This window comes from Flavobacterium sp. (assembly GCF_044373165.1).
GTDB lineage: Bacteria > Bacteroidota > Bacteroidia > Flavobacteriales > Flavobacteriaceae > Flavobacterium.
This window is the reverse complement of record NZ_JBILQL010000019.1, coordinates 20,799-34,168: the sequence shown is the minus strand read 5'-3', so window position 1 is coordinate 34,168 and position 13,370 is coordinate 20,799. Positions and strand designations below refer to the sequence as shown.

Below are 13,370 nucleotides of genomic sequence, written 5' to 3'. Positions count from 1 at the left end.
TCTTTTTACGATGGTTTAGAGAACTTGAAAGAAGTTCAAATGAATACTAGTAGTATGTCGTTTAAATCCATCAACACTCGTGGTTTTGCCACAGTAGCCAATACGCGTTTCATGCAGTTGGTTGACGGTATGGACAACTCTTCACCATTATTAAACTTTGTATTGGGAAACCTTATCGGTGTTTCTGATATAGATGTAGCCAGTGTAGAGCTTTTGCCGGGTGCTTCTTCTGCATTATACGGCGCCAATGCTTTTAACGGTATCTTGTTTATGAACAGTAAAAATCCTTTCAAATACCAAGGGATTTCTGCTTACGCAAAATACGGACAAACCAATCAAAGAGCTGCAGGAGCTAATGAGTATTACGATTACGGAGTAAGAGCTGCTCACAAATTCAATGATTATTTTGCAGCCAAAGCCAATTTTACCTATATGAATGGTACTGATTGGTGGGCCACTGATTACACCGACAAAACTGTGGAAGGCAGAGACAGAAGCCACCACAATTATAACGGTATGAACGTTTACGGTGACGAAGCTTCTACCAATATTAGGAGTGTAGCTAACGGATTATTAAATGCAGGAGTAATCAATCCGGCTCAGTATTCAGTGTTTAATTCCATTTTACCTAACGAAAATGTATCCAGAACAGGATACAATGAGGTTGATTTGACGGATAATAAGGTAAGAAATGCTAAAATCGACTTCTCCCTACACGCCAGACCTTTTGGTAATGAAAAGTTAGAAATCATTTGGCAAAGTAAGTTCGGTTTCGGGAACTCGGTTTACCAAGGAGCCAATCGTTATTATTTAAATGGATTTTCTATGCAACAGCATAAATTAGAGTTAACCGGTAAAAACTTTTTTGTAAGAGGTTATTTCACTACTGAAGACGGAGGTAATTCTTATGACATGCTTTTCACTGGTCTTAATATTAATAGAGCAGCCAAAGCCGACAACGTATGGTTTGGAGAATATGCTAATGCTTTTGTGCAATCTACCTTAGCAGGCTCAACTCCTACGCAAGCTCATGCTATCGCCAGAAATTATGCAGATAATAACATAATTCCTGCCGGTTTACCTTTAAACCCTTCTTCAGGATTGCCAAGGTTCCAACCCGGAACTCCGGAATTCCAAAACGCATTCAATCAGGTAACTGCCGATTCTAACGTATTGACCGGTTCTAAGTTGGTGGATAACTCTAAAATCTACCACTCAGATGCGAACTACAACTTCAGAGATATTGTTAAGTTTGCTGAGATCCAAGTAGGAGGTTCATACCGTCGATATGATTTGAATTCTTTCGGAAGAATTTACACTGATACTCCGCAATTCGGCGGAATCAAATATGATGAATACGGAGTTTACACTCAAGTTCAGAAAAAAATGATGGAAGATCGTTTAAAATTTACCGGATCAGTTCGTTATGACAAAGCCGATAATTTTGATGGCAATTACTCACCAAGAGTTTCCTTTGTATACAGTGCAGGTGAAGCTAAAAATCACATCTTCAGAGGGTCATTCCAAACCGGTTTCCGTAACCCGACAACCCAAGACCAATACATCGGTTTCAACGTTGGAAATGCTATTTTATTAGGTTCGGCTCCGGATAACTTGACACGTTACGAAGAAACTTTACCGGTAACTTCACCACTTGGACAGTCTTTAGTTGGAACCAGCACTACTATTAATGGTAATAACGCTTATTTCAATTCATACACCGCACAATCAGTTCAAGCATTTGCAGCATTAGCGCCAACTAACCCATTAGCAGCAGCTGCTTTGTTAGTAAGAACTGATGTAGATTTGGTAAAACCAGAAACTGTTAAAGCTTTTGAACTAGGTTATAGAGGAGAATTGAAAGGTTTTAATATTGATATTAATGGGTACTATAACATCTACAATGATTTTATCGGTAACTTAACAGTTGTTGCTCCTTTATACGGAACGGCTCAAGATGCTCCCGATTTAACTCAAGGTCCTGCTAATGCCGGTGTACAATCAGTTGATGCATTGTCTACAGGAAACAGCAGAGCATTCCAATTGTATACCAATACAGATATCGAAATCAAATCGTTAGGTTTTGGTATCGGATTGGCTAAAAAATTACCAAGAAATTTCGAAGTATCAGCCAATTATAACTATGCTGAGTTCGATTTTGATCAAGCCAAAGACCCAAGTTTTGAAGCAGGTTTCAACACCCCTAAACACCGTGTAAAAGCTAGTATCAGCAATGACAATTTATTCAAAAACTTCGGATTCAACATCAGTGGAAGATGGAATGATGAGTACCTGTGGGAATCAACTTTCGCCGATGGAATGGTTGATGCTGCTACCGTTATCGACGCTCAAATCAGTTATTTGGTACCAAGTATCAAATCTACTTTCAAAATCGGAGCAACTAATATTGGCGGACAAGAATACAGACAGCTTCTAGGGCCTGGACTAATCGGTCAGCAATACTTCTTGTCATTTACTGTTAATCCATAATTATCAATCAGATTTAAATTATAATACTATGATAAAAAATTTCAAATGGTTACTATTGGTTTCTTTAACCTTTGTAGCATGTAATAGTGATGATGAGCCTTTTGTAGATCCTAATTCAACAGACGGAACACCATTAACCGCAGGAACAGCCGATTTTTCGAAGTATGTTGCTTTAGGAAACTCTCTTACGGCCGGTTTTTCAGATAACGCCCTTTTTATCGCAGGACAACAAGGGTCATATCCCAATATCTTGGCAAGTCAATTTTCATTAGTTGGCGGAGGGGAGTTCAAAATTCCTTTAATGGCCGATAATACAGGAGGTTTATTGTTTGGTGGAAATCCAATTGCAGGTACCAGATTGTATTTCAACGGTAGCGCGCCTGCATCTGTTCCGGGTGTACCAACAACTGAAGTTACTAATGTGTTATCAGGACCATTCAATAATATGGGTGTGCCGGGTGCTAAAAGTTTCCATTTGTTGTCTAATACCTACGGAAGTCCGGCAGGAATCGGAACTTTTGCCAATCCTTATTTTGTTCGTTTTGCTTCATCAACTTCTGCTTCAATGTTAGGAGATGCTGTAGCACAAAATCCAACTTTCTTCTCACTTTGGATCGGAAACAATGATGTGTTGTCTTACGCCACATCAGGTGGTACAGGAGTAAACCAAACCGGAAATGCAAACCCTGCTACCTATGGAGGTAACGACATTACAGATCCAACCTTATTTGCCGGAGTTTACAATACTTTAGTAGATCAATTGACCGCTAACGGCGCCAAAGGGGTTGTAGCCAATATTCCTTATGTTACTACTATTCCTTATTTTACAACTGTGCCTCACAATCCGATTCCTTTAAATGCTACAGCAGCAGCCCAGTTAAACTCTGGATATACTGCTTACAATAACGGTTTGTTGTTTGCTCAGTCTAACGGATTATTAACCGCTGCAGAAGTGGCCAGAAGAACCATTTCTTTCTCTGCCTCTAACACTAATGCTGTTGTTATTGTAGATAGTTATTTGACCAATCTTAACGGATTCGGAATACCATCCTTGCGTCAAGCTACCAATGAAGATTTAATCGTATTACCTGCCAGAACATTTATCGGAACTACAGTGGGCGGAAACCCTGCTCAAATTAATGGTGTTTCGGTTCCTTTGGCCGATAGCTGGGTGCTTTCTAAAGAAGAAGTTCAAGAAGTAAGAGTGGCAACAGACGCTTACAATGCTGCTATTGAATCTATAGCTGATGCTAAAGGTTTGGCTTTCGTCAATGCAAATGTTTTACAAACACAAATCGCAACGGGCGGAATTTCAGCTAATAATGTAACAGTTACTTCCGCTTATGTAACCGGAGGTGGTTTTTCTTTAGATGGCGTTCACCCAAGTCCGAGAGGATATGCTTTAATTGCCAACAAATTTTTGGAAGCAATTAACGAAACTTACGGTTCAAATTTCAGAGGAGTTAACATAGGATTGTACAGAATTTTATATCCGCTTGACCCGGCTAATTTCTAACCTAACCAAATTTTAAATAAACAAAAACCACTTGCTCAGTCAGGTGGTTTTTGCTTTATAAGCAGTATTGTTTGCTTTTTGAAATAAGATTATCAAAAAATAAAGAAAAAAACTCTCGGTAAAGATTGATTTTTTAAAATAGAAAATTTACCTTTGCGCACTGAAAAAAGAGGTATTTTTTTCAAACCTAAATAGCTATTTAATAAATACATAAACAATGTCTAAAGCAATAGGAAAAGTTTCGCAAATCATCGGTCCCGTAGTTGACGTAGTATTTGATACTAAAGATGTTGAGTTGCCAAAAATTTACGACTCATTAGAAATCATTAACAAAAATGGTTCAAAATTAATTCTTGAAGTTCAATCTCACATTGGTGAAAATACCGTACGTACCATTTCGATGGACTCTACCGACGGTTTGAGCAGAGGTACTGATGTTCACGCTACCGGAGCGCCTATCCAAATGCCAATCGGAGCCGATATCTACGGAAGATTATTTAATGTAGTAGGAGATGCTATCGATGGTTTAGGAGATTTACCTAAAGAAGGTGCTAACGGGATGCCAATCCACAAACAAGCGCCTAAATTCGAAGATTTATCTACTTCAACAGAAGTATTATTTACCGGAATCAAAGTAATCGATTTGATCGAGCCTTACGCTAAAGGAGGTAAAATTGGTTTGTTCGGTGGTGCCGGAGTAGGTAAAACCGTATTGATCCAGGAATTGATTAACAATATCGCCAAAGGTCACGGTGGTCTTTCTGTATTCGCAGGAGTAGGAGAAAGAACCCGTGAAGGAAACGACTTGCTTCGTGAGATGCTAGAGTCGGGCATTATCAAATACGGAGAAGATTTCATGCACTCAATGGAAAACGGTGGATGGGATTTATCCAAAGTAGACAAACCGGGCATGAGAGAGTCTAAAGCTACTTTCGTATTCGGACAAATGAATGAGCCACCCGGAGCTCGTGCTCGTGTAGCACTTTCAGGATTATCTATCGCGGAATACTTCCGTGACGGAGCAGGTTCAGACCAAGGAAAAGACGTATTGTTCTTCGTAGACAATATCTTCCGTTTTACCCAAGCAGGTTCTGAGGTATCCGCGTTATTAGGTCGTATGCCTTCTGCCGTAGGTTACCAACCAACCTTGGCAACCGAGATGGGTGCGATGCAAGAGCGTATTACTTCCACTAAAAAAGGTTCGATTACTTCAGTACAAGCGGTATACGTACCGGCGGATGACTTAACCGATCCGGCACCGGCTACAACCTTTGCCCACTTAGATGCTACTACGGTATTGTCTCGTAAAATTGCCGAGTTAGGTATCTATCCTGCGGTTGACCCGTTAGATTCTACTTCTCGTATCTTAACACCATTGATCTTAGGAAACGAGCACTACGATTGTGCCCAAAGAGTAAAAGAAATTCTTCAAAAATACAAACAGTTACAAGATATCATCGCCATCCTTGGTATGGAAGAGTTATCAGAAGAAGATAAATTATCTGTTTCTCGTGCACGTCGTGTACAACGTTTCTTGTCACAACCTTTCCACGTTGCAGAGCAATTTACCGGTATCCCGGGCGTATTGGTAGACATCAAAGACACCATCAAAGGATTCAACATGATCATCGACGGTGAACTAGATCACTTACCGGAAGCGGCTTTCAACTTAAAAGGAACCATCGAAGACGTTATCGAGGCCGGACAAAAAATGTTAGCAGAAGCTTAATCAGTTAGCAGTTGGCAGTTGGCAGTATTCAGTTGATGCTAATTACCAATCACTAATTACTAATCACTAGAAAAATGATTTTAGAAATAGTATCACCGGAAGCTACCTTGTTCAAAGGCGAAGTAACCTCGGTTTCCCTACCGGGTGTTAACGGTTCTTTCCAATTGTTGAACAACCACGCGCCTATAGTTTCTATCTTAAAACAAGGCACCGTAAAAATGGCCGCTACTAGTTTTAAGTTCGACAAAGAAGTAGCCGATAAGTTTACCAAAATAAACGATCAAAACTACACTTTGGAAATCAATTCGGGAACTATCGAAATGAAAGACAATAAAGTAATCGTGTTAGCCGACTAATCCGATTCGAAATACTTTTAAAACCCAATCTTGTAAAAGGTTGGGTTTTTTTATGGGGAGCTAATCCGGCTGTCCACTGTATCTTTTTATTTCGTTTTGCAAACAAAATAAAAAGGATGCCGTTCCCATCCGGGCTAAAAACCACTCTCCTTTACTTATATTTGTAGTCATGGAACTGCCAAAATCCCTTCAAGCCAAACTCCAACAGCGCCAAGCCAACAACGCCTTGCGCCAATTGCCTGTAACCAAAGATTTAGTAGATTTTGCCTCAAACGATTACATCGGTTTTGCCCATAGCGAAACGATTTTCAATCAAACCCATCAGTATCTTTTAGACAATAAGATCAAAACCAATGGTGCTACCGGCTCCCGTTTAATCTCCGGCAACCATAATTTGTATCAGGTAACCGAGAACTTTATTGCCGAATTCCACCAAGCGGAAACGGCTTTAATTTTCAACTCGGGCTACGATGCCAATGTCGGTTTTTTCAGTGCCGTACCACAGCGTAACGATATAATTCTTTACGACGAATTGTGCCACGCTTCCATCCGCGACGGCATCCAAATGAGCCAAGCCAAAGCCTATAAATTCCAACATAACGACACCGAAGACTTAGAAAAATTAATCCTTAAATTTAGGCTGTCATCCCGAGCACAGTCGAGGGACCAACCCACAACCGACAACCCACAACCGACAACCCTCTTCATCGTCACCGAATCCGTTTTCTCTATGGACGGCGATTGCCCTAACTTACAAGAACTCGTTGCCTTAGCCGAAAAATACAACGCTTACTTAGTAATCGATGAAGCACACGCACTAGGTGTTTGTGGAGAACAAGGAGAAGGCGTCGTTCAAAGTTTGGCCCTACAAGACAAAGTCTTCGCCCGTATCATGACTTTCGGTAAAGGATTAGGCTGTCACGGTGCTGCGGTTTTAGGCAGTGCCGAACTCAAAAGCTATTTGGTCAACTTCGCCCGCAGTTTTATTTATACTACCGGTTTGTCGCCACACAGTGTCGCTACTATTTTAGTGGCCTATCAACACTTAGAAAATGAAAAGGAAACCATCCAATCGTTAAGAAACAACATCTTGTTTTTCAACCAACTAAAACATCACCTCGGATTAAAACCACTTTTTGTCTACAGCAAATCGGCCATACAATGCGCCATCATCCCCGGAAATGACAAAGTAAAAAGCATCGCAACCCTATTGCAACAAAAGGGCTTTGACGTCAAACCCATCTTATCCCCAACCGTACCTGAAGGACAAGAACGCCTTCGATTTTGCTTGCACAGCTACAATTCTGAAAAAGAAATTACGGCGGTGTTGGAATTGTTAAGCACTTTAGTTTTCGATTAAGCAATGGGAGCTACAAAAGGCACAAAGAAAACAAAGACATACATTTTTTGTGTCTTTTTGAACTCTTTTGCTTCTTTTGTGGTTACCCTTTTCCCAACGATAACCATTCCTTTCCATTGATATTTTTTACCATTAAGAAGTTAAGCACTATCATTAAGTTTGATTAAGCCTTAATGAAAACCTTAATTTTTCTTAACTTCTTAATGTTAAAACTTACCTTCTTAAAATTTAAATTATCATCAAATTGTTGAGTACTTTTGTGTTTGGAACGCAGATGACACAGATTTGACAGATTTTCACAAATTAAGAATGGCAGATTTTTTACATAAAAGGGAAAGCGATGCTATATTGAAAATTTATTATGAGGTATACAATACTTTAGGATATGGTTTTCTTGAAAAAGTATTTCAAAACGCGATGTGTTTAGAGTTGAAAAATCAAGGATATCATGTTGAAATTGAAAAACCCATTAAAGTTTATTTTAAAGAACAACTAGTAGGGGAATATTATGCAGATTTAGTTGTGGAAGATAAAGTAATAGTTGAATTAAAAGCAGCTCAATTAATTATGAATGTTCATGTAGCTCAAACAATCAATTATCTTAAAGCTACTCCAATGGAAGTTGGCTTACTATTAAATTTCGGTGAAGAACCCGAGTTTAAAAGACTAATTTACACTAATGATAAAAAAATTAATTTAAAAAATCAGTGATAATCCGTTCAATCCGTTTTATCCGTGGCTAATAATATGAAACTATTCATCACAGGAATCGGTACCGATGTAGGTAAAACAGTCGCCTCGGCTATAGTAACCCAAGCCTTAGAAGCCGACTATTGGAAACCCGTTCAAGCGGGCGATTTAGCACTTTCTGATACGCATAAAGTCAAATCCCAAATCCTAAATTCCAAATCCCAATTCCATCCGAATGCTTATGCTTTAAACACTCCCGCGAGTCCGCACTTAGCGGCCGAGTTAGACGGGATTACTATCGATTTAAATCAAATCAAAGAACCCAAAACCAACAACCATCTTGTTGTTGAAGGCGCCGGCGGCGTTTTGGTTCCGCTAAATGACAACGACTGTGTAATCGATTTAATCCAACCGGATTATAAAGTCATCGTTGTATCCCGTCATTATTTGGGCAGCATCAACCATACGTTGCTAACCATCGAAGCCTTGCAAAAACGAAAAATAAAAATAGCCGGCATCATTTTCTCAGGCGATGAAAACCAAGCCACCGAAAGCATAATTTTGAATAAAACCGGAGTCAAGTTTATCGGTCGAATTGACAACGAACCGTACTTCGATGCCAATGTAATTTCATATTACGCCGATAAATTTCGGGACAACCTTTTGAATCTTTAATTGTAACATTAAGAAGTTAAGCCTAATTAAGAAATACATTAAGCTTAACTTTGCTTAATGTAAGACCTTAATTTCTTAATGGTAGAAAATGACATTATCTGAAAAAGACCAATTATATAATTGGCATCCCTATACCCAACACAAAACCACAGGCCTATTGCCGGCTATTGTTAAAGGCGAAGGCGCTTTGCTTTGGGACGAACACGGCAAAGAATACATCGACGCCATTGCCTCGTGGTGGGTGAACCCGTTTGGCCATTCCAACAAAGTAATGGCAGAGGCGATTTACCAACAATTGACCACTTTAGAACACGTTTTATTCGGCGGATTTACCCACAACAAAGCGGTACAATTGTCCGAAAAATTGTTGTCGATTTTACCGTCCAACCAAAAGCGAATTTTCTACTCCGACAACGGTTCTACTGCAGTCGAAGTGGCACTCAAAGCAGCCTTGCAATTCAATTATAACCAAGGGACAAAACGCACCAAAATCATTGCTTTTGAAGACGCATTTCACGGCGATACGTTTGGCGCTATGGCGTCGAGTGGCATTACCTTTTTTACCGAAGCTTTCAAAGGTTCTTTACTCGAAGTGGTGCGCATTCCGGTGCCAACAGCAGGCAATGAAACCAAGGCTTTACAAGCGATAACCGAATTAATTCAGACCAACGAATTTGCCGCCTTTATCTTCGAACCTTTAGTGCAAGGCGCGGCAGGTATGGTGATGTATGAAGCCGACATTTTAGACCAAATGATTGCACTTTGTCAACAACACCAAGTGTTTACCATAGCCGATGAAGTCATGACCGGTTTTGGGAAAACGGGCAAAACTTTTGCTTCCGATTACTTGCAAAACAAACCCGATATGATGTGTCTTTCCAAAGCACTTACCGGCGGTACCATTCCCATGGCGGTTACCACTTTTACCCAAAACATTTTCGACGGATTTTATAATGACGATGTCAACAAAGCCTTATTCCATGGCCATACTTTTACGGCCAATCCAACAGGTTGTGCCGCCGCATTAGCCGCCATCGAATTGTTGGAAACACCCGAAATGCAGCAAAACATCGTCCGCATTAACAACAGTCATTTGGCTTTTGCCGAAAAAATAAAACACCATCCTAAAGTCAAAACCACTAGGGTAACCGGTGTCATTTTTGCCCTCGAAATCAAAACCGAAACCCACGAAAGTTACTACGGTTCCATGCGCATGAAACTCTATAAATTCTTCATAGAACACGGCGTAATTTTGCGACCGGTGGGGAATATCGTTTACATTTTACCGCCTTACATTATTTCGGAGGAACAATTGGAAAAGGTTTATAGTATAGTTGAAGGCGCTGTTGAGATGGTTTAAACAGTAAGAAGTTAAGGAAAATTAAGGTTTTCATTAAGGCTTAATGATACTTAATGGAGTATCTTAACTTCTTAATGGTAAAATTTATCTTAACCACAAAGCCCACAAGGATGGAGCACAAAGAACACAAAGTTTAACCACAAAGTAAACAAAGTTTTCAGCACACCGATACCACGGATTAAACTGATTTTCAATGATCTTTTATCTGTGTTCATCCGTAGCATCCGTTTCATCCGCGTGCCAACCCACAACTGAACACTGAACACTGAACACTTTTCCCCAATAATAACTACCTTTGCCCCACAATTCACAACCATGCTGCACACCAAAATCGCCATAACGTCACTCGCTTCCATTTCGCCCTTAGGGAAAAACCCTGAGTCGATTTGGGAACACTATCTTTCTCCCCAAACACTCATTACCACCAAAGCATTTAAAGGGAAAAACGAGTACGTCGCGAGGATTCCGGCAGCCATCAGAACCGAAATCGATGCGCTTCGCCAAGAAGATAACAAATACAAAGCCTTAGACGAAACCGTGCTCATGGCCATTTTAGTATCGCGCAAAGCCGTTTCGGAAGCGGGTTGGTTGGAGAGCGATGCGTTCGGTATCAACATCGGGTCGTCTCGTGGCGCCACACAATTGTTTGAGAAATACCACCAAGAGTTTTTGGAAACCGGAAAAACCGCCACGCTCACTTCGCCCACTACTACTTTGGGCAATATTGCCTCTTGGATTGCCCACGATTTAAAAAGTGCCGGTCCCGAAATCTCGCACTCCATTACGTGTTCTACCGCTTTGCATGCCATACTCAATGCTGTGGCTTGGCTGCAATCGGGGATGGCGACTAAGTTTTTGGTAGGTGGCAGTGAAGCACCGTTGACCGCTTTTACGTTGGCCCAAATGCAAGCTTTAAAGATTTATGCCCATCCAAACGACTCTCAGCCCGAGCTTGCCGAATGGCCTTGTCGTGCCTTCGATTTGACCAAAACCAAAAACACTATGGTTCTCGGCGAAGCCGCAGCCGTGGCTTGTTTGGAAGTAGGCGATAAACCGAATGCCCTTGGCTACATCACGGGTATCGGTTATGCAACCGACGATTTGCAACACAATATTTCCATCTCTGAAGAAGCCTTGTGTTTCCAAAAATCGATGGCCATGGCCTTGCAAAATACGCCTTTAGAAGCAGTCGATGCCATAGTTATGCACGCACCGGGAACGCTCAAAGGCGACACTTCGGAATACAAAGCCATTCAAAAAATCTTTGGTGAAAAACTACCGATGTTAACCACCAACAAGTGGAAAATCGGCCATACTTTCGGGGCTTCGGGCATGCTCAATTTAGAACTGGCTTTATTCATGATGCAACACCAAACTTTTATAGGAATTCCCTATATCCAAGAGCCCAATCCGCGCAAAGCGATACGCAATGTGCTGATTAATGCGGTAGGTTTTGGAGGCAATGCGGTGAGTGTATTGTTGAGCAGAGCATTTTAAGTTGCAGTTACACAGACAACCACAGAAAAAAAAGGTATGCGAAGGTAAATTTTACCATTAAGAAGTTAAGATACTCCATTAAGTCTCTTAAGCCTTAATGAAAACCTTAATTTTCCTTAACTTCTTACTGTTTAATAAAACTCAGTGAATCTCCTTTTTTCTCCGTTTTCTCTGTGTAACAATCTTAACCACAAAGCCCACAAGGATGGAGCACAAAGAACACAAAGTTTAGCCACAAAGAACACAAAGTTTTCGGCACACCGATACCAGGGATTAAACTGATTTTCACTGATTTTTTATCTGTGTTTATCCGTAATATCCGTTTCATCTGTGTATCTCTGTGTAACGAACTGACCACTGACCACTGACCACTGAAAACTATCCCTCTAGCTCTTTCATTTTTTCGTAAACGAGATGACTTTCCCAACCTCTTCGCAATAAATAATCGCAGAATTTTTTGTTCTTTTTTTGTCCGGCTCTTTCGGTTAGGCTTTGCCAATGGCGTTCGGCCAATTGGTGAAAAGTAGTTTGGTAATCCTCTTCGGAGATTTCACTTAAAGCCGCTTTGATGTTGGGCGCGGCAATGTGTCTTTGCTTTAATTCGTTGACAATTCTGATTTTGCCCCAGCCTTTGATACGGTGTTTGCCTCGGGCAAAACTGCGGGCAAAGCGCTCTTCGTTGAGAAAATTATGCTGGAGCAAATGCACGACTATCGTATCAATTTCCTCACTTTTCAGGCCGAGTTGGTACAACTTATCCACCACTTCCCGATGACAACGCTCCTGATAGGAACAGTAATATTCCAGTTTCAGCGTGGCTTCGGCAAGGGTTGGTTTTTCAGTCATGCAATGGTGAAGATTGGTGTAAAAGTAAGGATTTTTTTGAAGCAGCAGTGGCGATTTTTTGGCCACAGTTTGCACGGATTAAACAGATTTTCACTGATTTTTTCTGTGTTTATCCGTAGCATCCGTTTCATCCGTGTGCCAACTCTTAACCCTCTGTGAGTCTCTGTGTAACTTATTTAACCACAAAGGCCACAAAGTTGTACACAAAGCGCACAAAGTCTTAATGTTCTTAGCGTCCTTCTTGGTTAAATTTTTTACCACAGATGCCACAGATTAAACTGATTTTCACGGATTTTTATCTGTGTTTATCCGTAGCATCCGTTTCATCCGTGTGCCAACTCTTAACCCTTTGTGAGTCTCCGTGTAACTTATTTAACCACAAAGGCCACAAAGTTGTACACAAAGCGCACAAAGTCTTAGTGTTCTTAGCGTCCTTCTTGGTTAAATTTTTTACCACAGATGCCACAGATTAAACTGATTTTCACTGATTTTTTATCTGTGTTTATCCGTAGCATCCGTTTCATCCGTGTGCCAACTCTTAACCCTCTGTGAGTCTCCGTGTAACCATCTTAACCACAAAGTGCAGTCGGAGCACAAAGGGCACAAAGTTTTCGCACAAAGTAAACAAAGTTTTTAGCGCAAAGGTGCCACGGATTAAACTGATTATAACGGATAACGGACAACCAACAACCAACAACCAACAACCCTTCTTCAACACTTCTTAAAACCTTATCTATCAAACAAATACGACAACGATTGGGTCAAAAAATTACAAGAAACGCAAGCTTTGTATGACTTTCATTTAATTATCCGCAAAAGTTACATTTTGATGACAATTTCTTAAGGCAAAA

10 protein-coding genes are annotated in these 13,370 nt (G+C 40.6%); 9 read left to right on the top strand and 1 reads right to left on the bottom strand.

Annotated elements, in window-relative coordinates:
- The 9 genes from ACIQ32_RS04505 to ACIQ32_RS04465 all read left to right on the top strand — a co-directional run.
- Positions 1–2,490, top strand: a 2,490-nt coding sequence (locus ACIQ32_RS04505) for a TonB-dependent receptor domain-containing protein (RefSeq protein ID WP_396194497.1), incomplete at its 5' end; no start/stop codon positions are given.
- Positions 2,491–2,518: 28 nt separating this feature from the next.
- Positions 2,519–4,006 carry a G-D-S-L family lipolytic protein gene (locus tag ACIQ32_RS04500; RefSeq protein WP_396194496.1) on the top strand — a complete coding sequence of 496 codons (1,488 nt, stop codon included), beginning with the start codon at positions 2,519–2,521 and terminating at the stop codon, positions 4,004–4,006.
- 217 nt (positions 4,007–4,223) lie between these two features.
- Entirely contained in the window at positions 4,224–5,735 is a 1,512-nt protein-coding gene (gene atpD, locus ACIQ32_RS04495; RefSeq protein WP_396194495.1) for a F0F1 ATP synthase subunit beta, read from the top strand.
- Between the two features lie 74 nt (positions 5,736–5,809).
- On the top strand, positions 5,810–6,091 hold the full coding sequence (locus ACIQ32_RS04490; RefSeq protein WP_396194494.1) for a F0F1 ATP synthase subunit epsilon: 282 nt from the start codon (positions 5,810–5,812) through the stop codon (positions 6,089–6,091).
- Positions 6,092–6,260: 169 nt separating this feature from the next.
- Complete coding sequence (locus tag ACIQ32_RS04485) at positions 6,261–7,451, top strand: aminotransferase class I/II-fold pyridoxal phosphate-dependent enzyme (RefSeq protein ID WP_396194493.1); 1,191 nt, start codon at positions 6,261–6,263, stop codon at positions 7,449–7,451.
- Between the two features lie 309 nt (positions 7,452–7,760).
- Complete coding sequence (locus ACIQ32_RS04480) at positions 7,761–8,162, top strand: GxxExxY protein (RefSeq protein ID WP_396194492.1); 402 nt, start codon at positions 7,761–7,763, stop codon at positions 8,160–8,162.
- Positions 8,163–8,198: 36 nt separating this feature from the next.
- Positions 8,199–8,816, top strand: coding sequence for a dethiobiotin synthase (gene bioD, locus ACIQ32_RS04475; RefSeq protein ID WP_396194491.1), 618 nt, complete (start codon positions 8,199–8,201; stop codon positions 8,814–8,816).
- An 88-nt stretch (positions 8,817–8,904) separates the two neighbouring features.
- Positions 8,905–10,176: an adenosylmethionine--8-amino-7-oxononanoate transaminase gene (bioA, locus tag ACIQ32_RS04470; protein WP_396194490.1), complete on the top strand. Its 1,272-nt coding sequence runs from the start codon at positions 8,905–8,907 to the stop codon at positions 10,174–10,176.
- A 315-nt stretch (positions 10,177–10,491) separates the two neighbouring features.
- Complete coding sequence (locus tag ACIQ32_RS04465) at positions 10,492–11,673, top strand: beta-ketoacyl synthase N-terminal-like domain-containing protein (protein WP_396194489.1); 1,182 nt, start codon at positions 10,492–10,494, stop codon at positions 11,671–11,673.
- A gap of 378 nt (positions 11,674–12,051) precedes the next feature.
- Here ACIQ32_RS04465 and ACIQ32_RS04460 read toward each other — a convergent pair whose 3' ends face one another.
- Complete coding sequence (locus ACIQ32_RS04460; protein WP_396194498.1) at positions 12,052–12,519, bottom strand: regulatory protein RecX; 468 nt, start codon at positions 12,517–12,519, stop codon at positions 12,052–12,054.
- Positions 12,520–13,370 lie beyond the last annotated feature (851 nt).